The organism is Thauera phenylacetica B4P, assembly GCF_000310225.1.
Lineage (GTDB): Bacteria > Pseudomonadota > Gammaproteobacteria > Burkholderiales > Rhodocyclaceae > Thauera > Thauera phenylacetica.
Window position 1 is genome coordinate 1 of sequence record NZ_AMXF01000044.1, and the last position, 25,246, is coordinate 25,246.

A 25,246-nucleotide genomic window follows, 5' to 3' on the forward strand; every position below is an offset into this window, starting at 1 on the left:
CGCGCTGCAACTGGCCGCGGGCGGCCTGCCCGACGCCCCGGGCGCGCAGGTCGCCCTGCACGAGCTCGTGCTCGACTGCGCCTGCGACGGCGAGGCGGTGCAGGTCCTCGCCGCGCGCTGCAGCGTCGGTGCCCCCCCGCTGCTGCGCGTGGCGCGCCCGCTCCACAAGATCGACCGCCTGCTCCACCCCGAGCGCATCGGCATCGTCGGCGCCTCGGCGAGCGGCATGAACTTCGGCCGCATCATCCTGCGCAACCTGCTCGGCAGCGGCTGCCCGCCCGAGCGCCTGTGCGTGATCCGCCCCGGCGGCGGCGAGATCGACGGCGTCGCCTGCATCGAGAACCTCGCCGCGATCGAGGGCAAGCTCGACCTGCTGATCGTCGCGGTCGCCGCCGACGCGGTCTATCCGCTGGTCGACGAGATCATCGCGGCCTCCACCGTCGAGGCCGTCATGCTGATCCCGGGCGGCCTCGGCGAGACCGCGAAGAGCCGCGAGCCGGCCGCCGCGCTGGCGGCGCGCATCAACGCGGCGCACGCGCACGGCGACGGCGGGCCGATCTTCCTCGGCGCCAACTGCCTGGGCGTGGTCTCGCATCCAGGACGCTACGACTCCTGGTTCATCCCGCTCGAGCGCCTGCCCAAGCCGCCGAAGGCACCCGAACGCCGCGCGGTCATGCTGAGCCAGAGCGGCGCCTTCATGATCACCCGGCTCTCGCACAACCCCTGGCTCGACCCGCGCTACATGATCGCGATGGGCAACCAGACCGACCTCACCCACGGCGACCTGCTGTCCTGGTTCGCCACCCGCGACGACGTCGACAGCATCGGCATCTACGTCGAGGGCTTCCGCGACCTCGACGGCCTGGCCTTCGCACGCGCGGTGCGGCGCGCGGTGCTCGCCGGCAAGCAGGTCGTGGTGTACAAGTCCGGCCGCAGCGAAGCCGGCCAGGCCGGCGTGATGGGCCACACCGCCTCGATCGCCGGCGAGCCGGTGCTGTTCGCCTCGGTGCTCGCCCAGGCCGGCGCCACCGTCACCGACGACGTCGAGCTCTTCGACGATCTCTTCTACATGGCCGGCACCCTGCACGCCAAGCGCATCGGCGGCGACCGCCTCGCCGCTGCCAGCGGCGCCGGCTTCGAAGCGGTCAGCGCCGCGGACGCCAGCGTCGGCGAGACCTTCGCGATGCGCATGGCCACGCTCTCGGCCGACACCATCGCCCGCATCGAGGCGGTGCTGGCCGAGAAGAAGCTCGCCGCCCTCGTCGAGGTGCGCAACCCGCTCGACATGAACCCGGGCGCCGACGACGACGCCCACGTGCGCATCACCGCGGCGATGGCGGACGACCCCGGGGTCGACGCGGTCGTGGTCGGCCTCGACCCCACCGCCCCCATGGTGCGCGCGCTCGAACAGAGCCGCCTGCGCCCCGGCTACGACCTCGCCGACCCCGAGAGCACGGTGCACACGCTGCCGCCGCTGGTGGCGCGCACCGACAAGCCGATCGTCGCGGTGGTCGACGCCGGCCGCCTCTACGACGCCATGGCCGCCGGCCTGATGGACCATGGTGTGTGCGTGTTCCGCAACGTCGCGCGCGGCACCCGCGCGCTGGTCTGCCACGTCGAGGCGCGCCTCGAGGCCGAGCGCCTGCGCAGGCATTTCGGGCGCGGTTGAGCGCGCGACCGCATGCCCCCCGCCTTCGAGCCAAGCCTTCCACCCAGCCCTTCAACCCACCAACACACCCCCTGAAACGGAGAAAGACGATGAGCGAAACCCTTCAAGCCGGCCTCAGCCTCACCCGCAAGTACGATATCGACACCGCGCGCACGATCGCCTTCATGGGCGACGAGTGCCGCGTCTATTCCACCCCCGCGCTGCTCTACGACATCGAGGTGTGCTGCCGCGACCTGCTGCTCGAGCACATCGGCGAAGGCAAGGACTCGGTCGGCACCCGCGTCGAGCTCGACCACGTCGGCGCCACCCTGCTCGGCATGTGGATCGAGATCACCGTGAAGCTGGTCGAGGTCGCCGGCCCGGCGGTGGTGTTCGAGTTCAGCGCGCGCGACGCCCTCGAGGAGGTCGCCCGCGGCCGCCACAACCGCTTCGTGGTCGGCGTCGACAAGACCCGCCAGCGCCTGCTCGGCAAGCTCGCCAAGGCACAGGCGGCCTGAGCGAAGCCGCATTCGCGCCTGCCGGCGCTCCTACAGAAACCGGCGCGGCTCCTTCCGATGTAGGAGCGGCGGCAGCCGCGAATGGGCGGTGCGGTGGCGACGGGCGATCTCGCGGTTCGACACGCCGCATTCGCGCCTGCCGGCGCTCCTACAGAAAACGGGCGCGGCTCCTTCCGATGTAGGAGCGGCGGCAGCCGCGAATGGGCGGTGCGGGGGCGACAGGCGATGTCGCGGATCGACACGCTGCATTCGCGCCTGCCGGCGCTCCTACAGAAACCGGCGCGGCTCCTTCCAATGTAGGAGCGGCGGCAGCCGCGAATGGGCGGTGCGGTGGCGACAGGCGATGTCGCGGATCGACACGCTGCATTCGCGCCTGCCGGCGCTCCTACATGAACCATCGCGGCTTCGGGCCCCCTGTGGAGCGGCGGCAGCCGCGAATGGGCGGTGAGGGGACGACGGGCGATCTCGCGGTTCGACACGCTGCATTCGCGCCTGCCGGCGCTCCTACATGAACCGTCACGACTTGCGGGCCCCTGTAGGAGCGGCGGCAGCCGCGAATGGGCGGTGGGGTGGCGACGGGCGATGTCGCGGATCGACACGCGGCATTCGCGCCTGCCGGCGCTCCTGCATGAACCGGCGCGGGGTGCGCGGCGGGAGCGTAGGTGTCAGTCGCGCACCAGGCCGGCGCGGGAAAAGCGCACCACGCCGCCGTTGGCGGTCGCCACCGCGGCGGTCAGCGACAGGCGATCCGCCCGCCGCGCGAGCTCGAAGCTCGCGCCCCCGTCGCGACTGTCCAGGCTGACGCCGTCGAGACCGACCGCGTGCACGCGACCATCGAAGGCGATGAGATCCGTCACCGAGCTCTGCGAGCCGGTGTCGACGCGCTGCCAGCTGCCGGCGCCGTCGGTGCTGCGATAGACGCTGCCGCGCAGGCCGCCGACGATCAGCGTGCCGTCGGCGAGCGCCGTGCCGCTCCAGAAGGTCCCGCGATACCCGGTCGGGTGATAGCTCCAGCTGTCGCCCCCGTCGAGCGAGCGCAACACCAGGCCGCGCTCGCCGGCGATGAAGAGCCGACCCTGCGCATCGCCGAACACGCTCATCAGGTTGGCGTCGGCGCGCGTGTCGCCCGGGGGTGGCGGCAGTTCCGCCTCTTCCCAGGTCCGGCCGCCGTCGCGCGTGCGCAGCATGAGCGACCACAGCCCGACCGCGACCCCGTTGCGTGCGTCGGTGAACGCGACCGCGAACAGCGGCCGGTCCTCGATGGGGTCGATGCGCTGCACGCTCCAGGTCTCGCCGCCGTCGGCGCTGTGCAGGATTACTCCGAGATGCCCCACCGCCCAGCCCTGGCGCGCGTCGGCGAAGCTCACCGCGGTCAGGGTCGCGTCGACCGGCACCGTGCCGGCCTGGCGCCAGTGCGCGCCCTCGTCGTCGGAGAGCAGCACCACCCCGCGCTCCCCCACCGCGACCAGGCGGGTGCCCGCGCGGGTCGCGTCGAGGATCATGCTGCGCTCGGCGAAGGGCGAGCGCACCGCGGACCGCGGCACGAAGGCGGCGGGATCGGTCGCCGCGCCCTGGGCGCGCGCAGCGCCAGCCGCAAGCACGAGGCTCGCGGAGACTGTCGCGGAGAGCGTCGAGGAAAAGAAGGGCGAAAAGCAGGTCGCGATGCAGGTCGCGGAAAGCAGCGCGCGCAGGCGGCGCGGCGTCGACAAAGGGATCATTTCCACTCCGCACTCAATGCGCCAGGATGCCCGGCGCGCGCACCGGGCCCTTGCGCGGGAAAAGGCGCTCCATCCACACCGCGAAGGCCGGCAGCGCGGTCATCGCCATCACCATGTTCACCATGAACATGAAGGCGAGCAGCTTGCCCATGTCGGCCTGGAACTTGAGCTCCGAGAACATCCAGGTCGCCACGCCCGCCGCGAGCGTGATCGCGGTGAAGATGGTGGCGGTGCCGACCTCGAGGATGGAGTGCTCGAGCGCCTTGACGATGTTCTCCCCGTTGGCGAGGTGCAGTTGCAGGCGGTTGTAGATGTAGTAGGCGTAATCGACGCCGATGCCGACGGCGAGCACCATCACCGGCAGGGTCGCCACGGTGAGGCCGATCTCGAGCTCCTTCATGAACCAGTAGCCGATGAAGGTGCCCACGGTCAGCGGCAGGCAGCACGCGATCACGGCGCGGAAGTCGCGGTACATCAGCGCCACCAGCACCATGATCGCCGCGTATACATACAGCATCATCGGCAGCTCGGACTTGTGCACCTCCTCGTTCACCGCCGCCTGCACGCCGGCGTTGCCCGAGGCCAGCCGGATCGCCAGCCCGGGCTCGCGATCGCGCTCGCGGAAGGCCTTCACCGCGTCGATCACGCGGTTGATCGTGGTCGCCTTGTGGTCGGACAGGAACAGGTGCACCGCGGTCATGCTGCAGTCCTTGTTCATGAAGCCGCGCACGCGCCCGATCTCGGTGGCGAGCGCGGCGTAGTTGCCGGGGTCGCCGGGCACCACCGACATCTTCGGGTTGCCCTCGTTGTAGCCCTCGTTGTAGGTGCGCAGCTGGCCGGAGAAGGACAGCGCCGACAGCACGCCGGGCACGTACTGCATCTCGGCGACGAAGCGGTCCTGGTAGCGCCCCACCGCGACGTCGTCGCAGGCGTCGGGCGGCGCCTCGAAGATGACCGTGAGCCAGTCGAGGCCGGTGTCGTAGCTGCTGGCGATCGACACCGCGTCGCGGTTGAAGCGCGCCTCCGCGCGCAGCTCGGGCGCGCCCGGCTGCACCGTGCCGATGACGCGGTCGTGGCTCTGCCACACCGCCACCGCGAACACCGCCAGCGTCAGCGCGATCACGATCGCCGCGTTGCGCGGCTCGGCCACGCGCGCCAGCGTGCGCAGCCAGGCCGAGCGCTTCTCGCGCTTGAGCACGGCCTTGTCGGCGTATTCCTTGGTGAAGCTAAACAGCGAGGCCGCCAGCGGCAGCATCACCAGGTTGGTGACGATCTTGTAGCCGACGCCGAGCGAGGCGGTGATCGCGAGCTCGCGCACCATCGGGATCGGGATCAGGATCAGCGTGATGAAGGACACGAAGGCGGTGACCAGCGCCAGCGTGCCGGGGATCAGCAGGCCGGTGAAGCTGGCGCGCGCGGCCTCGTCGCTCGACTTGCCGTGGGAGAGCTCGCGCACGATGAAGTTGATCTGCTGCACGCCGTGCGAGACGCCGATCGCGAACACCAGGAAGGGCACCAGCACGGCGAGCGGGTCGAGCCCGTAGCCGAGCAGCTTGAGGGTACCGAACTGCCACACTAGCGAGGTCAGCGAGCACACGATCGGCAGCAGGGTGAAGCGCGCCGAGTGGCAGTACCAATACACCGCGAGCGCGGTCAGCAGCAGCGCGATCGCGCAGAACTCGAGCACCGCCGAGGCGCCGTCGGCGATGTCGCCGATCTGCTTGGCGAAGCCGATGATCTGCACCTCGAACTGCGCGTCCTCGAACTTCGCGCGCAGCGCCTCGAGGATGCGGTTGTAGGCGACATAGTCGAGCGCCTTGCCCTCGCGGTCGCGCTCGTGCAGCTCGGCGACGATCATCGCGCTGGTCTGGTCGCGCGCCACCAGGGTGCCGATGAAGCCGCCCTGGCTGGCCGCGCGCTGGATGCCGGCGATGACCTCGGGCGTGAGGTCGCGCGGCATGATGGTGCCCGAGATCAGCGGATCGGCGCGAAAGCCGTCCTCGGTGATCTCGTTCACGAAGGAGTTGGGCGTCCACAGCGACTGCACGCCGAGGCGGTCGACATTGGGCAGGAAGCTGACCGCCTGGGTGACCTCGTACAGGCGCTCCAGCCCGGCCTGCGTCCAGATGTCGCCGCTGCGTGCCTTGACGACGAAGTTCAGGCGGTTGGCGCCGAGCACGTCGTCGCGATACTTGTCGAAGGTCTGGATGTACTCGTGACCGATCGGCATCTGCTTCTCGAAGCCGGCGTCCATGCGCAGCTGCAGGGCGTAGTAGCCCATCAGCCCGGTAAACAACATGAGCACGACCAGGATGGTGCCCCGGAAGCGGAAGCACACCGCCTCGAGCAGGCGCAGGTAGCGGGTCAGGAAGGTGTCGACCTCGCTGACGCTGAAGGGATTGAGCATGGGCGGGCGCTGGCGGTCGGGGTTGGGGAGGCGGCGGGCCGGGGGCAGTGGGCCGGGGGCGACGGTCGCCGCCCCCGGGGCTGCGCGTCAGAAGTTGCGCGAGATGAAGCCGCCTACGAAGTCGCGGTCCTTGTAGGGCGCGCTGAAGCTGTAGTCGCCGCCCCAGAACCGGGTGTAGTTGATGCCGGCCTGCCAGGTCATCGGGTTGCGGTTGAACAGCACGTAGAAGTTGGCCGACTTCGCCCCCTCCATCCAGTTGGCCATGAAGTTGGGCGTGTTGCCATTGACCGCGTGCGAGAAGAACACGCCCGGGATCACCTGCCAGCCCGGGATCAGCGTGCTGTCGTAGGTCAGGCTGAAGTCGAACATGTAGCCCCAGGACAGCTTGTCACCGACGCCGCTGTCGTGCGTCCACGCGCCGGCGGCGGGGAGTTGCTGGTAGGTCACGCCGTTGCGGGTGCGCACGTAGGCCTTGTCCTTGCTCACCCCCGGGTAGGCGATCGCCACCGCCTCGCCGAGGAAGGTGCCGGTCTGCGCGCCCATCAGGTCGAGGAACCAGCCGTGGTCGCCGGGCGTCAGGCTGAGGATGCCGGTGAGGTGGAACTGGTAGCGCTCCTCGTCGATCGAGCCGTCGCACTGGTCGGGTGACCCGAAGCCGATGTCCTGGCAGGCCCCGAGCGAAACCGCATCCTCCGGCCGATACGACAACTCGGCGCCCACCGCCCAGTTGCCCACCGAGGTGTTGGCGCTGATGCCGTAGAGCTCGCGATCCGCCTCGAAGTACATGCGCGTCCCGGTAACCCCCTGGCTCCAGTACTGCACGTTGGGCGTCTTGTCGTGGAAGCGCTGGTAGTAGAGGCCGAGATCGACGTCCCAGCCCTCGGGGCGGTATTTCAGCGAGACGCCAAACTGGCCGGAATCACCGGGCTCGTCATCCTCCAGAACCGGAAAGGCGGTGCCGCCGTCGATCATCTCGGCGCGTTTCGCCGCCAGCGTCGCCGGCGTCACCCGACCGCCTGCGGCGAGGATCTGGCTCGCCGGGTCCGGAGCGAAATAGAGCAGGTTGTCCCGCCCCTTGTCGAACGTGTCCGCCATCGAGAAGTAGGTCCCCGCCGGCGGAAAGCTGTAGGGCTTCCACTGGAACTGGTAATAGGCCTCGACGTTGAGCCCGCTGCCGAGGTTGGCGGCGACCGACAGCGCCGGCGAGGGCAGGAAGGCCTCCTTCAGCTGCACGCCGGGCGAGGACAGGCGCTGCAGGTCCATCGCCACGTTGGAGTTGATGCCGCCGATCATGAACAGGCTCTCGCCCCAGCTCACCACCTGGTTGCCGAAGCGCATGCGGCCGCGGCGCTCGCCGATGTCGAATTCCTTGCTCACCCACAGGTCGTACAGGCGCACGTACTGGCCGACCGCCTGCTTGGCGTCACCATCGAGCGGGGTGCGTGCGGTGTCGTCGGCGACGAAGTCGTACAGCCAGCCCACCCGGCCCATGAACTTCCACTCGTCGGGGAAGCTCAGCAGCAGCTCGTGCGAGCCCTTGAGGTGGGTGGTGAAGAGGTCGCCCTTGTCGTAGTTGAGGTTGCCGTCGTCGCCGTTGGCCCACACCGCGGTATTGGCATCGGTCCCGCAGGCCGTGGAAACGTCGCCGTGGTGGCTGCACTCGCGGCCCTCCACGCGCTGGCCGAAGCCCGCGGTCAGCGTGGAATCGAGCGAACCGCGCACCGAGCCGGCCTCGAACTGGAAGGCGTGCGCCGCCGGTGCGCACAGGCCGGCCACCGCCAGCCCCAGCGCCAGTTTCTTCAGGTGAGTCGTCATGATCGTTCTCCGCAGGACGCCCCGCCCGGGCCGGAGGCCGGCCCGGCGTGCACGCCCGGGTGATGGTCGGGAAGAAAGAGGAAGGAGCGGGCTCAGCGGTCGCTGATCGCGCGCAGGTTATCCGGGGTGTAGAAGGCGTCCTTGTACTTCGGCTCATCGGCCTCCACCGCCCACACCATGTCCTTGCCGGCGCCCATGCCGGCCTGGTCGTAGAGCACGCGGCCGGAGACGAGGTCGTACTGCACGAAGGCCGGGTTGTCGCAGGCGCCGGTCTCGGCCACCGGGATCAGGAAGCTCTCGCGCACCTTCCACAGCTTGCCCTGGGCGTCGTAGTCCTCGGCGCCCATCAGCGCCCAGGAGTCCTCGTCGAAGTAGAAGCGGCGCTTGGGTGCGACGTGGCGCACGCCGTCCTTGGCGGTGGCCTCGACGACCCACACCCGGTGCAGCTCGTAGCGGGTGGACTTGGGATCGACGCCGTCGGGGGTCACCACCTTGCGGCGGTCGGCATTCGGGTCGTACATGCCGAAGCTGCCGTAGCCGATGAACATCTCCTTCTTGCCCACCAGCTTCCAGTCGAAGCGGTCCGGCGTGCCGTTGAACACGCGCGGCTCGTCGAGGGTGTACTGGTTCTCGAAGCCGACCTGCGGGGCGTCGTAGGAGTAGCTCGGCATGCGGCGTACGCGGCGCTGGCCGGGGAAGTAGTAGAAGGTGTCGCTGGTCTTGTTCAGGTAGGAGGTGATCACCAGCGCCTGGCCGGCGAGCGCGGTCGGCGAGGTGTAGTTGAAGTAGGTGTGGTATTCCACCGGCGGCAGCTCGCTCAGCTTGAACGAGCCCTTCTTGCCCCAGGGGTAGTAGTAGGTCTGCGTGGAGCCGGCCTCGATCCAGTCGCTGCCGCCGCTGCGCGGCGACAGCATCACCCACAGCGCCTTCATGTCGAGGGCGACGCCGGCGTACTTCATCTTGGCGTTCCACAGCACCTCGATCCCGCTCTGCGGCAGCGGGAAGGGGATGCCCGGCACGGTGGCCTCGGCCAGGCTCCAGCCGTCGGCACCGATCTTCGCCGTGCCCACGTTGGCCTTGGTGTTGGCCTGCACGAAGTCGGGCGCAGAACAGTAGCGGCGGCTCGGGTACACCTCGAGCTTGTAGTTCTTGAACGCCTTGATCACCGCGACCTGGCCCTCGGTGAGCTTGCCGGCGTATTGATCCACATTGGCGGCGTCGATCGTGAACAGCGGCTTGTCGCCCTTGTGCTTGAAGTAGTCGGCGCGCGGCTTGCCGTAGCTCCAGCCCGGCTCGAGCGCCCCGCCGTCCGTCCAGGCGGGGATGCTGCCGTCGGCGTTGCCCGCGCGTTCGCCACCGAGCGGGGTCAGCGTGGTGCCCAGGCTAGCCGCGTCGGCAGCCAGGGCGGTGTGGCTGGCCAGCAGGGCGCAGGCGAGCGCAGTCAGCTTGCAGAACCTCATGAGTGTCTCCTCCACATTTCTGATTTTGTCCGCACCGGCAGGCGATCCGCGAGGACGCCGCCGCTGCGCAGCGGCCAACCCGGCCCGCCTTCCCGCCAGCCTTGCAGGCCTATGGTGTCTGGAGCATAGCGACGCGGTGTAAACCGCATTTCCGCGAAATGTGCCGATTTGTGCGCAGTTGTAGCCCCCCCTCGGCCCGGCGGGCCGAGGGGGCGCCCAAAGCAACTACATCGCGCCCATCACATAGGTCTCGGCGACCACCCGCCAACCCTTCGGGCCCTCCCTCCAGACGAAGAGCGCGCGCACCTGGTAGTCCGACGCCGACGCGTCGACCGGCGAGCACCGATAGGTCACGAACGAATAGGCGAGGCCCTCCGAGCGGTCGCGTGCCGCGTCCGGAACCAGGGTGCAGCTTCGGGTGGTGCGGACGATCTCGTCGATCACCGGCAGCAGCGCCTGCCGCCCGCGCACCGTGGCGGGGCTGCCCTCGCCTGCCAGCACGATCGAATCGTCGTACAGGGCCTCGAACCATGCCGCGCCATCTCGTGCCTCGATCGCCGCCTCCACCGCGCGATAGCGCGCCGCGAGCAGGTCGTCGAACGCCTGATCCGGTCCCGCGGCGCCCCCGCTCGCGGAGATCGCGAGCGCCAGTCCGCCAAGTGCCATGCTTGTCCAAGGCTTCATCCCATTCATTCGAATCCTCCCTGGCCCGCGCGGGCCGTTCATGTCCGGAACACTGCCCGCCTTCATCAGCGCAGCGTCTTCAGGTACTCGATCACCGCCCGGCGCTGGGCCGGGTCCTTCAGGCCTGCATAGGCCATCTTGGTCCCGGGCGCGTAGGTCTGCGGATCGGCGAGCCAACGGTCCAGCTCCGCCTCCGACCACACCCCCTGAAGCTTCCGTAGTGCGCGCGAAAAGACGAAGCCCGGAGTGCCCGCGATCGGCTGCCCGAAGCGGCCGTGCAGATTGGGGCCCACGCCGTGGGGCTGCCCTGCAGCGGCGGGGTGGCAGGCGGCGCACTGGACGAAGGCGGACTCGCCGCGGTCGGCGGCAAGCGCCGACGGGGAGTGGGCGAGCGCGCTCAGCATCGCGACCACGGCCCGCAGCGGGAAGGCGCTGCTCGTCATGCCGGCCGCCATCACGCCCGCCCCCGCAGCTCGGCCGCCACCGCCTGCCCGACCTGCAGGCCGGACTCGATCGCGCCGTCGATGAAGCCGCGCCAGCCGGTGGCGATGTCCGCCCCGGCGAAGAACACCCGGCCCTCGCGGGCACGCAGGTCCTCCAGGTGCTTGCCGAACTGCCCGGGACGCAGCGTGCACCAGGTGCCGCGGGAATACGGATCCAGCCCCCAGTCGTAGCCCAGCACCTGCTCGACCGAGAGGTGGGGCAGGAAGCGGCGCACGAAGGGCTCGACCGCCTTCGGATCGTTGAGATCGACCTTGCCGTCGAGCGGCGGTCCGAAGGCGACCAGCACGCCACCGTCCTCGCCCGGCTGGTCGGTGAAGACCATCGTGAACAGCTCGGTCTCGGGCGCGAAGAAGATCAGCGTCTCCAGCCGCCCCTTTACCTTCAGGTAGAGCTTGTGCCCCTTGCCCGCATGGTGCTCCTTCGCCATCGCAGTCTTGCCGGGCCGCAGCGGCGGCGAGAACTCGATCTGGCCGGCCGTGTTCACCGGCACCGCAACGACGGCGTAGCGGGCGGAGATGCGCTCGTCCGCTTCGGTCACCAGGCTCACGCCCGCGGCGTCCTGGCTCAGCTCCGCCACCGCGGTCGACAGGCGCACGTCGAAGCCGCCGTCCTCGGCCATGCGCTCGATCAGCGCCGCGGTGCCGTCCTTGAGCTTGTAGCGCGCGCAGCTGTAGAGCAGCCGCGCCGCATCGCCATCGACCAGCGACCACCAGCGCAACATCTCGGTGTAGGCGCCGGTCGCGATCGGGCCATGGCAGTTGGTGGCCATCATCGCGTTCATCAGGTCGCGCTGCGCCGGACTCATCTCCATTGCCGCCATGCGGTCGGCGATCGAGAGATGATCGAGCTTGCGCCCGGCGGCCGACAGGCCCGCCATGAACGGTCGCTCGAAGACCTCGCCCGCCTCCGCATGGAAGCGCTTCAGCGCATCCTCGAGCAGCGCCCAGTTCTCCATCACCGGGATCTCCAGCACCTTGCCCTCCGACATCCACAGCACGCGGTCGGGGTGGGCCACGCCCGGCGTCTCGGCGATCTCCATGCCGTAGCGCATGACCTCGGCCCACACGTGAGGCTGGGTGTAGTGGATCCAGGTGCCACCCAGTTCCACCTTGCGTTCGCCGAACTTCGAGTAGAAGGTGCGCCCGCCGAGACGATTACGCGCCTCGAGCAGCAGCACTCTGGCGCCGCGATGGGCGAGCTCGCGCGCGGCGGTGACCCCGGCGAAGCCGCCGCCCACCACCACCACGTCGTAGCCGGGCTTCGCGGGCGCTGCGGCGCCGGCGCCCGCCGGCAACACCGAAGCGGCCGCAGCCGTCGATGCCAGCTTCAGGAAGCGCCGACGTGCACTGCCGTCGGCGCCCGCGGCCGACGCCGCACAGGTCTTGTCTTCCATCGTCTCCGATCTCCTCCGTCGCCGCTGTCCGTACTCGGGAGCGAGGGCCCGCGGCGTATCGCGCTCGCACCACCTGGCCGAGTCGTGATGTGGAGATTAGGAAGACCGATGCACCGGACGGTATCCGCAATCGGCAAGGAAACGCCGATGCAGCGCAGCAAACACTCAGCCGAGGCCGTGCTGCGTGCTCAGGCCTTGGCGTCGACGCGTCTCCGAGGGCAGTTCGCCGAACAGGGCCCGGTAATACCCCGCGAACCGCGGCATGTGCCAGAAGCCCCAACGCGCCGCGATCGCGGCGATGGGTTCCTCGGGGCAGCCGACGGGGATATGGAGTTCCCGCCGCACCGCGTTCAGCCGCACATTGCGCAGAAACTGCACCGCCCCCATCCCGGTGAGGTCCTCGAATGCGTACTGCAGCGAGCGCCGCGACACACCCAGGCTGCGGCAGACGTCGGCAACATGGAACGGGTCGCTCGGACTTGCGAGCGCCCCCTCGCGCACCTTGCGCACGATCCATGCCTTCACGCTCGGACGCAGGTCCGGAGTCGGCCGCCCCGAGGCCGGATTCAGCGTGTCGAGCATCAAGGACAAGACGCAGTCGCGCATCGCCGCCCTGCTCGCAGGGATCTCCAGCAATTCGGGCTGGCCGCGGACCGCGGCGACGATCTCGAGCAGCGCCCGGCGCAGCATCTCGGCTCGCCCCGGCTGCTGCCGGATGAACGGGCGTCGCAACTGCGCCTCCGTCGTCCGCGGCGAGTCGGTGCCGGCAAATCCGCGCAGCAGGGTCTCGGACACTGTCGCCGATACGATATCCATGCGCTCACGGGAGAAGATCTCGAAATCCCCGCCACCCGGGAGCCACGACACCGCCCCGCCGTGCAGGGGAACGCCGCAATACATGCCGGATCCGCCGCCCGCCACCGGAATGCCGAGCGACACCATGCCCGCCCGATTGCTGCCTGCGGTCCACACCGAACGATTGCCCGTTTCCCACAGGATCTCGAGGCCGTCGTCGATCCACAACTCCTCCACCCCGCCCTCGAAGCAGCCCGGTGCGAGTTGCTCGTACACCGCGTCCCACGCCATCAGCCGCTTCCCGAACTCGCTTGCATCGGCCACGCGCATCGACGCTCGGCCGCCAGGCAGCGCAAGGGCCGCAACAGACACATCAGCAAGGCAACGCGGTGGCGACGAATGGATAGACACCCGGGGTTCGACACTTAACCGCAATTTTCGCCCCTTTTCGGAAAGTGCCTCCAGCGCCGGCGCGGGTTTGACGGCCGCAATTGCAAAAGCGCTGTGGTGGCACGTTTGTAACAGACAACCTCAAGCTTGACGCGAACTTGTAGGTGGTTAAAGTGGCGGCATCATGCACGTCAAGCTCACCACCTCCGGCGGTCGCCGCTACGTCCGGCTCGTCGAATCCTACGGCGACGAGGCTGGGCGGGTAAAGAAGCGCACCGTCGCCACGCTCGGCCGCGCCGAGCAGGTCGATGGGTCGCTCGACGCGGTGATCAACGGTCTGCTGAAGATCACTGGCCGCGCGCCGATGGGCGCCAAACCGCCGGCGCCCACGGTGTCGTTCGAGTCCGCGCGCGCGCGCTCGGTAACGTATGGGCGCTGACCGAGCTGTGGAAGTCGCTCGGCGTCTCGGGGCTGCGCCGGGTGTTCCGGCGCACGCGCCGCACCACGGACGTGGAAGCGTTGATCCGGCTGATGGTGCTCAACCGCCTGTGCGACCCCGAATCCAAGCTCGGCGTGCTGCGCTGGGTACAGACCGTGGCGCTGCCCGACTTCGGGCCGAAGGCGGTCACGCACCAGCAGTTGCTGCGCAGCCTCGATGCGCTGATGGATCACCAGGACGAGGTCGATGCCGTGGTCGCCGGGCTGCTGCGCCCGCTGATCGACCAGGATCTGTCGGTGGTCTTCTACGACCTCACCACGATCCGCAGCGAGGGGCTTAGCCAGCAGGCTGGCGACGTGCGCCAGTACGGCATGGCCAAGGAGGGACTGATCGCCCGCCAGTTCATGCTCGGCGTGGTGCAGACCGCCGAGGGGCTACCGATCTACCACGAGGTGTTCGACGGCAACACGGCCGAGACGCGTACCTTGCTGCCCACACTCTCCAAGGTGCTCGAGCGCTTCCCGTCGGTGCAGCGCCTGGTGCTGGTGGCTGACCGGGGACTGCTCAGCCTGGACAATCTGGAGGCGCTGAAGGCCGTGCGCCTGGCCAGCGGCAAGCCGCTCGAGTTCATCGTCGCGGTGCCGGGCCGGCGCTACAACGAATTCATCGACCTGCTCGAACCCTTCCACGAACAGCAGTGCGCCACCGCCACCCAGGAAGTGATCTCGGAGCAGGCCTGGAACGACCTGCGGCTGGTGGTCGCGCACGACCCGGTGACGGCCGCCACGAAGACCGAACAACGCAACGAACGCATCGACGCACTGATCCGCCAGGCAGACCAATGGAGCGGCAAGCTCACCGAACAAGACGAAGGTGTGAAGCACCGGGGGCGCAAGCTCTCGGACAGCGGCGCCAAGGCGCGCCTCTACCATGCGGTCAGCGAAGCGCACCTGTCGCGCATCATCAAGGTGGATCTGGGCGAGGAGCTCTTCAGCTACCACATCGACGAGAAGGCGAAGCGTCTTGCCGAAATGATGGACGGCAAGCTGCTGCTGGTGACCAACGCCGAGGGTCTGTCCGCGCAGAGCGTGATTCAGCGCTACAAGTCGCTCGCCGACATCGAGCGCGGCTTCAAGGTGCTCAAGTCCGAGATCGAGATCGGCCCGGTGTATCACCGCCTGCCCGAGCGAATCCGCGCGCACGCGTCGATCTGCTTCATGGCGCTGATCCTGCACCGGGTGATGCGCAGCCGACTCAAGGCCGCTGACGCGGGTTACACCCCCGAGCGTGCGCTCGAGCAGTTGCAGCGCATCCAGCATCACCGGGTGCGCCTGAACGGCGGCGAGCCGGTCGCGGGGGTGTCGACGCCCAGCACGGAGCAAAACGAGGTGCTTCATGCATTAGGAATCGAAAAGCCAGCGGCGCCGGAGCAGTTGGCGCTGTTGTAGTGGCATTTTTGAAAGTGCGCTCTAGCAAAAACAAGCACTTGCGAGCGTAACTGTCGAACTCGGGAGACACGCGCAGACACATCCGAAGTGGGCAAAGCACAGGTGGATGGGAGGGATCTCGGGCCCCGGGCACGCTCGGGCCAGGCGGCGTCCCTCGGACGACGACTCCTCGATTCGGCTTCCAGAGTACGTCAATAGACTGCTTGCGCGAAACCGGAGGCAGTGCTGACGCCGAGCACGCTTCCCGCATGACTACCAAGGTATCCTGCACATCAGGGATAAGCACCCGGCGACCTGATATCTGGTCGGAGTTCTGACAAGCACCGCAGTTCCACCATTCGAGCCGACGTACCTCAATGGAACGCACCATGGTCGAGAGCAAACGCGAAGAGGAAGACACCGGCGAAAGAATGCTGTCTCGGTTCGCCGATCATTTCGCGACCTGCGCCGGAACCATCATTTCCAACACGGGATGGGTAAGCTATGTCATCGGCCCGGAACTGAGGATCAAGCATTTCCTCATATGCAACACGAACGGCGCCGAGCGCGCAGATTACGAGGCCAACTTCGCCCACCTCGACCCGCTCTCTCCAATGCACTGCATTGCTCGGCAGCGCTTCGTCGCCTGCCTGCACGACGAGCTTTCGACACATTCTCCCGACCATCTGGCATACAGACAGGGCTTTATGCAGCCGCATCGCATCGTCGATGCCCTCGAGATGATTCTGCGTTCGGAATCCGGCATTTGCGTGGGCATTTCATTGATCCGCCACCATCGCGCGCCAGAGTTCTCAGCGCTCGAACAGAGGCAAGCCGACGCTTTGCGGGGTCTCGGCGACTTCATGCTTTCGAGACTATTGCCCACCCGGCTAACCGGGGTCGACTTCATTTGTGAAAGATTCCCGGCAATCACTCCACGAGAGGCCACTCTGATGCAACTTGTATTGATGGGACTGAGCAACAAGCAGATATGCCGCGAGCTTTCAATATCCCTGCCCACTGTAAAGAGCCATCTATTTAACGTCTTTCGCAAGACGAACGTCCATAGTCGAACCGAACTGATTGCTAGACTTCTTCGCTAGCCAGCCCGACAGGCGGACCCTATTCCTGTTCGCCTACGTGCCCCGACCACGGCTCGGGTGCCAGAAGCCGTCGTTTCATCACCAGTCGAACCCATATCGCGCTCATCAAACCGACAACCCCGAGAACAAGACCAGTCATGATCAGAACGCTAGCCGGGTTGTGAATGATGACGTAGCCCATCCCGCCAATTCCAAGCATCGGAAGCACGGGAAAGAATGGTGTGCGGAACGGCCTGGCTGCCATCGGGTATCGGATGCGGAGAATGATCACGTCCAGATGTGCGACGATATATGCCAAGAGCCATGAGGTCGACGCCGATACAACCAGAGTCATGATCGTGGTCGGCTCGTCTCCCAGCAGGACAAGAGGTGCCCCACAAATCAAGGCCATGAAGATTATGGCGACCCAAGGGGTGCCATACGTCGGATGCAACTTACCCAGAATCCGAAACGCTTGGCCGTCATGCGCCATGCCGTAGAGCATTCGCGACACGCCGGCCAGAACACCATTGATCAGACCGATAGTCGCCGCAGTCGCAAAAACCATCAAGACCATCGAGCCGGCGCGCCCGAACACGGCCTTCGCATACTCCAGATGCGGAAATGGGCTATCGACAAGCGTCGCCCTGCTCAGGAAATGCACAGCACCGAACGCGTAGCACCCGTAGAGCCCCGCAAGCATGATGATGCCAACGACCATCGATCGCGGAATGTTCCGCTCCGGGGCCTTCGTTTCCTTCATCATCGGACACACGAACTCCGCGGCGACGAAGCACCAGAAGAAGAGCGCGACGCCAGTCGGGAAGATGTCTCCCGGAAATGCGCCGGCTTCGACACCCTTTTGATGAGCCGTCGCCCAGAACCCTGGCTGGACCCAGATCACCGCGACTCCACTCGCAATCATGATGGCGACCTTGATCGCCGTGGACGAGTTCTGCAGGACGGCAAAGACATCGGTACCACGTATGTTCAGAACGGCCAAGGCACCAAGGAGCATCAGCGCAACTACGCTACGAGGTATGTCCAGGTCGAAGACCTCGCGAACGATGTTGTCGAACAGAAGCAACTCCGCGGACAAGCCGAACATGTTCACCACCACGTAGCCGGAAAACGTGGCGAGCAATGCGGGGAAGTGGCCCATGGCGATCTCCGTGTATCTGCTCAGCCCGCCCGAGGACGGCATCATGAGCGAAAGCTCGGAGAAGGAGGCGGCGTAGGTGATCGCCAGGATGACAGCGGTAACGAAGGCACCGACGATGATCAGGAGCGATTCGCCCCCGATGAGGCCGACCCCCTGCAGAACGCCGACAAGCCCGACTTGGGACACGGCTATGCCAACGATCAGGGCAACCAAGGTGTGCAGCCCCAGCACTCTGGGTAACTGCGGTGTTTCCCTCGCATCGACAGCCGGCATCTCGTTCATCGCACGTCCCTCATTCTTGCACGCTTGCCGCATGGATCTCGACCGCTCTCTACCTCGCCCGACGATGAACCGTGCCGTCTCCCTTACCGAACCGCGACATGCACGTTTCGAACGTAGGCTCCGACCGAGAAGTTGCGCGTTGCACGGCATTCATTCGACTCGTAGCCGAATATTTTTCCAGTCGTTTTCATGGCGACAAGATCGATGCAAATGATGCCAAGCGTGGGCACAACCTTCTCTCTCCAGACAAACAAGTAGAGTCCCTCGCTCAACTTGAAGAAATGGCATGCATCCGTATCGCAAAGCCCCACCTCCGAGCCCTCCAGGCAATGCCATGAATAGAATTTTTCATTCAGGTAGAGATGCTCATAGAGTTCCGTCGCACTGTAGCGGTATTCAACTCGCTTACCCACAAGGTCCTTGGTCGAAGCTGGAAACGACCGATCGGGAGAGATCTCTGAATCTATCGTGCCACGAATGAAATCAGCCCTTACTGCTGTCAATTCGAGTCTCGCGTCGATCCGATCAAGCAACGATAGCGACGCATCTTCCCTGCTTGGCAGTTGACCAATGGCCGCAAGAAATACACCACTCTCGATCATCAATACCAGGCTGACACTGGTCGCGCGCTCCGAACGCTTCACGAAGTCCACGAAATAGATGCCGGCACGCGGCCGCGTTGCGACGTAGCTCTCCGTGTCCGACATGAGCGCCGCGTCGCCTTTCAGAATCTCCCACGACAACTCGCGATCCGTGATGAAGTGGTGACGGATAACCCACCCATTCTCGAAATGGAGCGTCAAACTCGTATCCGCGAGATCATCAACCGGCGGAAGGCAGTTGTTATCGGGGGCAAAGGCATCACCAAGGGCACCGACGGGAATCCAATCCTGATTCATTTTCTGTTTCTCCAGATAGCGGCTGACCAGCAGGCGTGGATTTGATTATCCAACACCGCGAATTCATGTCCATCAACCGAAAGTATGAGGCCGTCCAACGACGCAACCGAATGGGGAAGCAAGACCGGGTGCCCGACGAGTGGCCGGGCGAAACATCAAGCCCGCATGCGGAATCCGAGGCCAGGAAATGACCCGCGCACGCACGTAACGCGTCATAACTCCCGATTGCCCAGCTGGGCAATCGAGTATGCGCGACCGAACAGCCGGAGGGCGGAAGTGAATAGACACGGCAGTGAAAGCACATCCCGAGTGCCCGATTCGTGCCGAACCTGCCCGGAGCGCGCCGGCGCAAGGAGGTCACGCCATTGCCCTGCGACCGTTGGCGCTGAGCTCGTCCGCCTGTGCGGGTCGGCCTGCTACAATCCGGGACCCGTTTAACCGGACTCGAGCAACCGATGGGTGCTGGCAACGATAACCTGACTGTGCCGACCTCTGCGGAGAGCATCACCTTCGGCATGCTTCCCGAGCTGATCGGCTACCGCCTGCGCATCGCGCAGATCGGCATCTTCCGCGACTTCTGCACGAGCGTGGACGAACCCGAGATCACCCCCACGCTGTTCGGCGCGCTGGTACTGATCGACGCCAACCCGGGCATGAAGCAAACCCAGCTTGCCGACGCGATCCAGCTCGACCGCTCGAGCGTGGTATCGGTGCTCGACAAGCTCGAGGCGCGTGGGTTGGTCGAGCGCGTGCGTGCTCCGGAAAACCGGCGCGCCAACGCGCTGCACCTGACGACCGAGGGTCGTCGCATCCTCGACAGCCTGATCCCGCAGGTCCGCGCCCACGAGGAACGTGTGCTACGGAACCTCGATCCTGCAGAGCGCGCGCAGCTGCAGAAGCTGCTCGGCCGCCTGGTGTTGGCGGCCGGCTGAGACGTACGGCTGGGGAATACGGGCCCACGGCTCAGCGGGTCCAGGGCTCAGCGCGCCTTGCGCACCGACACGGTGTAGTCCCCGACCCCGCTGGCCCGATTCCAGTGGCGCACCTGCACGAAGTAGTCGCCTTCGACCAGATCCGTCGCGATGCGCGCATTGCTGCCCAGGCCGGAGTCGTCGTCCTCGGCGATCAGCGCGGTCGGCGAATCGGGGCCGAAGAGCTTCATATACACATCGGTCGGGCCGCGCGTATCGACGATGTAGCGCCCGGGCTGCGTCACCCGGAAGCGGAACACGTCCTCCTCGCCGAACTTGCCGATGCTGGCGGCGGTGCGCCTGCGGGCATTGACCTTGAGTTCGGTCACCTCGCCCGTCACCCCGGGCTTGGCGCGCGGATACATCTTCGCGCCGGCGATGAACTGCTTGTCGAGCTCGGACAGCACCTCGTTGCGCGAGGTCGCCACGCCGTTGACGGTCCATTCGGCGGGGAAGAAATACAGCATCACCGACTTGGGGTCGAAGTCGGTGCCATTGACCTGGTTGGCGGCGTACTTGCGCAGGATGTTGTGCCGGGTCTGGCTCTCGTTCCAGTAGTTGGGCGGCCCCGCCATCGCGCGGATCACCGCCTGCTCGTTCCACTGGATGCCGCCGGCGGGGTTCTGGTGCTCGTGCGCCAGCCCGATCGCATGGCCGAACTCGTGGGCGGCGGTGCCACCATCGAGGAAGCCGAGGTTCATGGTCGGCTCGTTGACCGGGATGCTCTTCGCGTCGGTGCCGATGTAGCTCCACGCCCCGTCGTTGTCGTCGAAGCTGATACGGATCTCGGCCGCGGGAGCGTCGTCGAACACGAACTGCAGGTTGGCGTGGGCGGTCCACCAGGCGGCCTGCTCCTGCACCTTCTTCTTCTGCTGCGCGGTCCCGCCCATGAAGCGCACATGCAGGGTGGAACCGTTGATCCAGGTCTTGCCGATCGGCGATAGCCCGCGCGCCTGGCCCGGCCGATCGGGCACGGTGGTCTGGAAGCGCATCAGGTCACGAGGCAGCACGCGGTCGAAACACACCTTGGGCGTTCGGGTCATGGCGGAGTCCTCCCAGATGTAGCCGCAGCCCGTCACAGCGGGCAGCGTTCACGCAATCCGGCCGCCGCAGCGGCCGGCTCCTGCTGAACATATAGTACGGAGCTGCGCCAGGCGCCAGCCGAACCGGGTGTCGCTAGGGGCGCCGCCAGGCCACGCGCACGTCCGCGGTAGACATGTCGCCAGGGAGCTGGATCATGCCGATCTTCTCCAGCGTCCCGCTGTCGTGGATGCTGATCGTGCTGCCGGCCCCGCCCACGTAGACACGCGAGGCGTCGCGCGACAGTTGCAGGCTGTAGTAGGTGTGGTCCAGCTCCACCACCTTCAGCGTCTCGCGCTTCGCGATGTCGTGCTTGGACAGCGTATTGAAGGCGCCGTACAGGATGTTGCGATCGCGCGGGTCGGCCACCAGCGAGAAGATCACGAACTCGAAGGGAAAGATCTCGCGCGTCTCGGCCTTGCCGGTGGCCAGGTCCACCCGGCTCATGCCCCACCACCACTCGGCGCTCGCCATGTCCTGCTTGTCGTCGGCGAACTTCGCGGTCACATAGGGCATCACGTACTCGTTCAGGTGCTCGCCCTGCGAGTGCATCGCGAACGCGTCCGGCGTCAGCCAGCCCGGACCGCGCTCCCAGCTCGCCAGCGCCGAGACCGTGCGCACGGCGCCACTGCGCACGTCGATCGCTTCCACGTCGGCACCGCCCAGGATGACCTCACCGCCCGCGGTGGCGGCGATCTTGGTGATGCGGCGCTTGACCGGGAAGCTGCGCACCGGCTTGGCATCCAGCCCGTCGGCGATGCGATACACCGCGAGCCGCGGCTGCAGCACCTCGAAGCGGTCGGCACCGCGGCGCACCGGGTTCTGCACGGTGTAGAGCTCGCTGCCGTCGGCGCTCACCGCGAGCGACTGCACGGTCTTGACGGTGACATCGCCTTCCGACTGCCGGGCGGAGAACACCAGCTTGCAGGTGTCGAGCTCGAAGCCGTAGACGTCCTCCCACAGGTTGCCGAGCACGAAGGCGTGGCGACCGTCGGGTGCCGGCACCAGCGCGCCCGAGCCGAACTTGCCGGGGAGCTCGCAGCTGCGCGCGATGCGGTCGGTCTTCATGTCGATGACGTGGAGCAGGCCGGGGCGGGAGACCGTGAGCAGGTACTCGGTGTCGGCCGTCGCGGATTTCTGCGCCGGGGTCGCGCACGCGGTCGCCAGCGCCGCGGCGGCGAGCACGCCGGCCACACGCAGGCCGCGCAGTTTGGGGATGAGGCTCATGAGGATCGCTCCCATTCAGATCTTGTCCTCGAAGATACCGTCCAGCTTGCGCCAGTCCCTGGTCGCATCGGCCTTGCCGTCGCCCCAGTCGGGGTAGTGGCTCATGGTGTCGGGCACCTGCGCCGGCCACCAGCACGAGTCGGCGCAGCCGTAGAGGTCGGCCTCCATCGGCTGGCACAGCGAGGTGGCGCCGCCGAAGGCGTCGATCTCCCAGCCCGGGTCGGTGGTCGCGGTGCAGCCGACCACCGTCTGCATGGCAACGACCTCCTCGATCGCCTCGGGCTTGCCCTGCGCGGCGTCCAGGCGCTGCGCCTTCTTGTTGAGCGACTTCAGGTGCTTCATGCGGTCCTCCGCGGGGAAACGTGTGCGGCGAAAAAGCCGGGATTCTCGGTGACGATGCGCGCGTAGGTCTCGATGCCGAAGTCGATCCAGTCGCGCAGCAGCTCGCAGTAGTGGTAGGAAGGCGCGGCGGCGTCGCCGTACTTCGCGTAGCTCTCGTGGTAGCAGCCGCCGGAGCAGAGGTTGCGGATGCGGCAGGTCGCGCAGCCGGTGCCGCTGCGGTCGAGGCGGCGCCCGAGGAAGGCGCCGAGGCGGGCGCGGTCGATGCCGGCGTCGACATCGCCGAAGGTGGGCAGCGCGGAGCCGGTGAAGCGGTGGCAGAGGTTGAGCCCGCCCTTGCCGTCGACCGCGAGCAGCCCGACCCCCGCACCACAGGGCAGCATCTTCTTGTTACCCTCATGCAGGTCGGTCAGCAGCTGGTGCAGGTTACCGAAGCCGAGGCTGCGATTGCGCAGCGCCGCGTCGAGATAGCGCCGCCCGAGCGCCTTCAGGCCGTCGAACACCTCGGCGAGCTCCTCGCCGTCGAGGTTGAAGGCCTGGATGTCGCCCGAGGTCACCGGGCCGAAGCCCACCTCGTCGAACCCGACCTCGTGGTGCAGGTGCTCGAAGATCGGCACCACGCCGGTGATGCCGCGGGTGAGGGTGACGCGGCAGCCGACCGGGCGCGCGCGATAGCGCGCCAGCAGCAGGTCGACCTTGCGCCGCACCACGTCGTAGGTGCCGTCGCCGCCGAAGGTGCGCCGGTTGCGGTCATGCACCGCGGGCGGCCCGTCCATCGACACGGTGACGCCCACCCGGTGCGCGTCCAGCCAGTCGATGATCTCGGCGCTGAGCAGGGTGGCGTTGGTGGTGAGGGTGAAATCCACGCGCGCGCCGGCCTCGGCGAAGCGGCGCTCGGCGAAGTCGACCACCGTGCGGATCAGCCCCATGTTCGACAGGGGCTCGCCGCCGAAGAAGACGATGGTGTATTTCGGCTTGCCCGGCGACTCGGCGAGCATCATCTCGATCGCCTTGGTCGCGGTCTCCAGGCTCATGCGCAGGCCCTTCGCCGGCGAGCTGAGGTCTTCCTTGTAGCAATAGGTGCAGCTCAGGTTGCAGCCCGTATTGACGTTGAGCACCAGGGTGTCGAGCGGAAAGCGCGTCACCTCGCCCACAGGCGGGTTGATGCGGCCGTCCTCGCCCTCCTCGGCCAGCACCTGGAGCTGGCGCAGCTCGTCCACGGTCTCGCGCACGGCGAGCGCGTCGTGGCGACCGCCGAGGCGCTCGACGAGGCTCGCGGCCTCGAGCGTGGCGTACTCGTCGAACAGCGCGAGCACGTCGCGCGCGGCGCCGTCGAGTTCGAACAGGCTGCTGCTCGGCACATGGAACAGCATCTGCCGGCCCGCGCTGTCGACGCGGTGCAGGTTGGGCCGGATCAGGGTCAGCGTCGTCATCGGATTTGCCCCGCATTCAATCGAGCGCACGGTGCACGAAGTCGGGCACGGCGACGTCGAGCTTGCCGCGTCCCTCGACCGTCGCGCCCGCCCCCCCGACCGTGGCGACCACATTCACCCGGCCGGTGTTGCCGAGGGACTTCGGCCGCGCAGGATTCGGTCCCGCGTCGCCCGGGACGAACACGCCGTCGGCACCGATATGACCGACGAAATCCGCATCGTGCGCCTTCTCGGCCTCCTCGTCGGCCGCTTCGATCGACCAGCGTGCGGGGAGGTAACCGAGGCGCAGGTCGTCGGCAGTGCCGGCCTTGCCGTCACGACCGGCCGCCCAGCCGACGGCGCGGTAGGCGACGCCCACCTTCTCCATCTGCGCGTCGCCCGGCCCGCCCACGCGCGCGATCGCATTGGCCGGCTCGACCTCGACGCGCGCGACACGATCGTACACCGCGAGCAGGCCCTTGCCGCGCGCCGTGCCGACCGCCACGTCGTTCAACCCGTCGCGGCCTTCGGCGCGTGCACGCACGACCACCCGGTCGGCGCTGCGCGAGACCACCTCGAGCACACGCACCCCCTTGCCGAGCGACACCGCACCCGACAGGCCGCTGCCGACCACGGCCAGCTCGGCCGTCTCGCCGCGGCGCAGCTGCGCGGGCATCACCGCCATCACCAGCGGCGCAGCGCCCTCGCGCAGCGCGCTCAGCTCGCCGCCCATGCGGCGCGAATCGGCGAAGTGCTGGCGCCCCTGCATGCGCTCGCCGCGCGCGTCGGCGGCCATCACCTGGCGCAGCGCGATGCCGTCGATGTCGACGCTGCCGCGCCATTCGTAGCCGGTATAGACGGTGGCCACGCCGCGACCCGAGAGCGGCGCGCCGTCGGCGTAGCGGCCCTCGATCGCGAGCTCGAAGCGGTCCTCGCCCGCCGCGGTCGCGCGCATGCGCCCTTCGAACGCGCCCTTGCCGGGCAGGTAGCCGGTGATCCGCCAGCTGCCGCCGAGCGCGACCCGCGGCGCGGCCTGCCATGCCTTCCAGGCGCGCGCATCGAGCGCGAAGTCTTTCGCCAGCGCGGGGGCGATCTCGTTCACCGCGAGCTGGAACCACTGCCGGTCGCGCGCCAGCGAGTGGAACTCGAGCGTCGGGTTGAGGCCGATGTGCGTGTGCATCAGCAGCTTCCACTCATCCTCGCTGCGCCGCTGCAGCGCGAAGCGGGCGCCGGAGTGGCAGCGCGCGCACAGGTCGCGGTAGCGCTCGTCGACGGCCTCGACGCGGTTGTTGTCGTGCTCGAGCAGGTAGCGCCAGCCCGCGGTCTCGGCCGGCGCCAGCCCGCGCGTGTCGGCCAGGTACTTGATCAGGCGGCGCTTGTCCTCGGGCGGGATCCTGGCGCCGTGCTGCTCCTGCATCCGCGTGATCGTCATCTGCCAGCCCTCGGGGCTCTTGCGCTGGCCCTCGACGCGCGAAATGCTGCCGCCCTGCGCGCTGTGGCAGGACAGGCAGTTGGCGGCCAGCAGCGCCGCGCCGTCCGCCGCCTCCGCCCGCTGCGGCGCGCCGACCGCGGCCACCAGGGCGAGCAGCCCCGC

General features: G+C 67.6%; 19 protein-coding genes and 1 pseudogene. 5 read left to right on the forward strand and 15 right to left on the reverse strand.

Translation table 11 applies throughout. The features are described 5' to 3' along the window. Together C667_RS08260 and C667_RS08265 are read left to right on the forward strand one after the other, a co-directional pair. Nucleotides 1-1,669 (forward strand): CoA-binding protein (locus C667_RS08260; RefSeq protein WP_004360647.1); only part of this gene is annotated, 1,669 nt, incomplete at its 5' end. Nucleotides 1,670-1,758: 89 nt separating this feature from the next. Beyond that, the gene (locus C667_RS08265) at nt 1,759-2,166 is read left to right on the forward strand and encodes a thioesterase family protein (RefSeq protein WP_004360649.1); all 408 of its coding nucleotides are present in this window, start codon (nt 1,759-1,761) and stop codon (nt 2,164-2,166) included. A gap of 665 nt (nt 2,167-2,831) precedes the next feature. Here C667_RS08265 and C667_RS08270 read toward each other — a convergent pair. The 8 genes from C667_RS08270 to C667_RS08305 all read right to left on the reverse strand — a co-directional run bounded on the left by C667_RS08270 (nt 2,832) and on the right by C667_RS08305 (nt 13,272). Further along, nucleotides 2,832-3,884 carry a WD40/YVTN/BNR-like repeat-containing protein gene (locus C667_RS08270; RefSeq protein ID WP_004360650.1) on the reverse strand — a complete coding sequence of 351 codons (1,053 nt, stop codon included), beginning with the start codon at nt 3,882-3,884 and terminating at the stop codon, nt 2,832-2,834. A 13-nt stretch (nt 3,885-3,897) separates the two neighbouring features. Next, nucleotides 3,898-6,291 carry an efflux RND transporter permease subunit gene (locus tag C667_RS08275; protein ID WP_004360652.1) on the reverse strand — a complete coding sequence of 798 codons (2,394 nt, stop codon included), beginning with the start codon at nt 6,289-6,291 and terminating at the stop codon, nt 3,898-3,900. A gap of 87 nt (nt 6,292-6,378) precedes the next feature. Further along, nucleotides 6,379-8,106, reverse strand: a complete 1,728-nt coding sequence (locus tag C667_RS08280; protein WP_004360654.1) for a DUF1302 domain-containing protein — start codon at nt 8,104-8,106, stop codon at nt 6,379-6,381. Nucleotides 8,107-8,198: 92 nt separating this feature from the next. Then, on the reverse strand, nt 8,199-9,566 hold the full coding sequence (locus tag C667_RS08285) for a DUF1329 domain-containing protein (protein ID WP_004360657.1): 1,368 nt from the start codon (nt 9,564-9,566) through the stop codon (nt 8,199-8,201). Between the two features lie 225 nt (nt 9,567-9,791). Further along, nucleotides 9,792-10,259, reverse strand: a complete 468-nt coding sequence (locus C667_RS08290) for a nuclear transport factor 2 family protein (RefSeq protein WP_157302254.1) — start codon at nt 10,257-10,259, stop codon at nt 9,792-9,794. Between the two features lie 56 nt (nt 10,260-10,315). Beyond that, nucleotides 10,316-10,693: a c-type cytochrome gene (locus tag C667_RS08295; protein WP_245538448.1), complete on the reverse strand. Its 378-nt coding sequence runs from the start codon at nt 10,691-10,693 to the stop codon at nt 10,316-10,318. An 11-nt stretch (nt 10,694-10,704) separates the two neighbouring features. Next, nucleotides 10,705-12,147 carry a flavin monoamine oxidase family protein gene (locus C667_RS08300; protein ID WP_004360663.1) on the reverse strand — a complete coding sequence of 481 codons (1,443 nt, stop codon included), beginning with the start codon at nt 12,145-12,147 and terminating at the stop codon, nt 10,705-10,707. Between the two features lie 165 nt (nt 12,148-12,312). After that, a complete protein-coding gene (locus tag C667_RS08305) occupies nt 12,313-13,272 on the reverse strand; it encodes a helix-turn-helix domain-containing protein (RefSeq protein WP_004360665.1) in 960 nt (319 codons plus the stop codon). A 244-nt stretch (nt 13,273-13,516) separates the two neighbouring features. On the opposite strand from C667_RS08305, the pseudogene C667_RS08310 reads away from it, so the two are divergent. Together C667_RS08310 and C667_RS08315 are read left to right on the forward strand one after the other, a co-directional pair. Then, a pseudogene (locus C667_RS08310) lies at nt 13,517-15,219 on the forward strand (IS1634 family transposase). Nucleotides 15,220-15,587: 368 nt separating this feature from the next. Beyond that, entirely contained in the window at nt 15,588-16,301 is a 714-nt protein-coding gene (locus C667_RS08315) for a response regulator transcription factor (protein WP_004360667.1), read from the forward strand. Between the two features lie 19 nt (nt 16,302-16,320). On the opposite strand, the gene C667_RS08320 is transcribed toward C667_RS08315, so the two are convergent. Then, nucleotides 16,321-17,724 carry an APC family permease gene (locus C667_RS08320; RefSeq protein ID WP_004360669.1) on the reverse strand — a complete coding sequence of 468 codons (1,404 nt, stop codon included), beginning with the start codon at nt 17,722-17,724 and terminating at the stop codon, nt 16,321-16,323. Between the two features lie 83 nt (nt 17,725-17,807). Continuing rightward, nucleotides 17,808-18,623, reverse strand: coding sequence for a molybdenum cofactor biosynthesis F family protein (locus C667_RS08325; RefSeq protein ID WP_039921046.1), 816 nt, complete (start codon nt 18,621-18,623; stop codon nt 17,808-17,810). A 455-nt stretch (nt 18,624-19,078) separates the two neighbouring features. On the opposite strand from C667_RS08325, the gene C667_RS08330 reads away from it, so the two are divergent. Then, nucleotides 19,079-19,555 (forward strand): MarR family winged helix-turn-helix transcriptional regulator, encoded by a 477-nt coding sequence (locus tag C667_RS08330; RefSeq protein ID WP_004360673.1) that lies wholly within the window; start codon nt 19,079-19,081, stop codon nt 19,553-19,555. A 47-nt stretch (nt 19,556-19,602) separates the two neighbouring features. On the opposite strand, the gene C667_RS08335 is transcribed toward C667_RS08330, so the two are convergent. The 5 genes from C667_RS08335 to peaA form a co-directional block, all read right to left on the reverse strand. Beyond that, complete coding sequence (locus C667_RS08335; RefSeq protein ID WP_004360676.1) at nt 19,603-20,637, reverse strand: M12 family metallopeptidase; 1,035 nt, start codon at nt 20,635-20,637, stop codon at nt 19,603-19,605. Between the two features lie 133 nt (nt 20,638-20,770). Beyond that, nucleotides 20,771-21,901, reverse strand: coding sequence for a quinohemoprotein amine dehydrogenase subunit beta (gene peaD, locus C667_RS08340; protein ID WP_245538449.1), 1,131 nt, complete (start codon nt 21,899-21,901; stop codon nt 20,771-20,773). 15 nt (nt 21,902-21,916) lie between these two features. Then, nucleotides 21,917-22,243: a quinohemoprotein amine dehydrogenase subunit gamma gene (gene qhpC, locus C667_RS08345; RefSeq protein ID WP_004360680.1), complete on the reverse strand. Its 327-nt coding sequence runs from the start codon at nt 22,241-22,243 to the stop codon at nt 21,917-21,919. Next, nucleotides 22,240-23,673 (reverse strand): quinohemoprotein amine dehydrogenase maturation protein, encoded by a 1,434-nt coding sequence (peaB, locus tag C667_RS08350; RefSeq protein ID WP_004360682.1) that lies wholly within the window; start codon nt 23,671-23,673, stop codon nt 22,240-22,242. The genes qhpC and peaB overlap by 4 nt, the downstream gene beginning before the upstream one ends. A gap of 16 nt (nt 23,674-23,689) precedes the next feature. Then, nucleotides 23,690-25,246, reverse strand: a 1,557-nt coding sequence (peaA, locus tag C667_RS08355) for a quinohemoprotein amine dehydrogenase subunit alpha (RefSeq protein ID WP_004360684.1), incomplete at its 5' end; no start/stop codon positions are given.

Bases quoted from the DNA above. Each gene is read 5' to 3' on its own strand.
- C667_RS08275 (WP_004360652.1), bottom strand. From the start codon at position 6,291: ATGCTCAATCCCTTCAGCGTCAGCGAGGTCGACACCTTCCTGACCCGC.
- C667_RS08320 (WP_004360669.1), bottom strand. From the start codon at position 17,724: ATGAACGAGATGCCGGCTGTCGATGCGAGGGAAACACCGCAGTTACCC.
- C667_RS08315 (WP_004360667.1), top strand. From the start codon at position 15,588: ATGGTCGAGAGCAAACGCGAAGAGGAAGACACCGGCGAAAGAATGCTG.
- C667_RS08330 (WP_004360673.1), top strand. From the start codon at position 19,079: ATGGGTGCTGGCAACGATAACCTGACTGTGCCGACCTCTGCGGAGAGC.
- qhpC (WP_004360680.1), bottom strand. From the start codon at position 22,243: ATGAAGCACCTGAAGTCGCTCAACAAGAAGGCGCAGCGCCTGGACGCC.
- C667_RS08300 (WP_004360663.1), bottom strand. From the start codon at position 12,147: ATGGAAGACAAGACCTGTGCGGCGTCGGCCGCGGGCGCCGACGGCAGT.
- C667_RS08335 (WP_004360676.1), bottom strand. From the start codon at position 20,637: ATGACCCGAACGCCCAAGGTGTGTTTCGACCGCGTGCTGCCTCGTGAC.
- C667_RS08270 (WP_004360650.1), bottom strand. From the start codon at position 3,884: ATGATCCCTTTGTCGACGCCGCGCCGCCTGCGCGCGCTGCTTTCCGCG.
- C667_RS08285 (WP_004360657.1), bottom strand. From the start codon at position 9,566: ATGAGGTTCTGCAAGCTGACTGCGCTCGCCTGCGCCCTGCTGGCCAGC.
- C667_RS08280 (WP_004360654.1), bottom strand. From the start codon at position 8,106: ATGACGACTCACCTGAAGAAACTGGCGCTGGGGCTGGCGGTGGCCGGC.
- C667_RS08305 (WP_004360665.1), bottom strand. From the start codon at position 13,272: ATGCGCGTGGCCGATGCAAGCGAGTTCGGGAAGCGGCTGATGGCGTGG.
- peaB (WP_004360682.1), bottom strand. From the start codon at position 23,673: ATGACGACGCTGACCCTGATCCGGCCCAACCTGCACCGCGTCGACAGC.
- peaD (WP_245538449.1), bottom strand. From the start codon at position 21,901: ATGAGCCTCATCCCCAAACTGCGCGGCCTGCGTGTGGCCGGCGTGCTC.
- C667_RS08295 (WP_245538448.1), bottom strand. From the start codon at position 10,693: ATGACGAGCAGCGCCTTCCCGCTGCGGGCCGTGGTCGCGATGCTGAGC.
- C667_RS08265 (WP_004360649.1), top strand. From the start codon at position 1,759: ATGAGCGAAACCCTTCAAGCCGGCCTCAGCCTCACCCGCAAGTACGAT.
- C667_RS08290 (WP_157302254.1), bottom strand. From the start codon at position 10,259: ATGAATGGGATGAAGCCTTGGACAAGCATGGCACTTGGCGGACTGGCG.
- C667_RS08325 (WP_039921046.1), bottom strand. From the start codon at position 18,623: ATGAATCAGGATTGGATTCCCGTCGGTGCCCTTGGTGATGCCTTTGCC.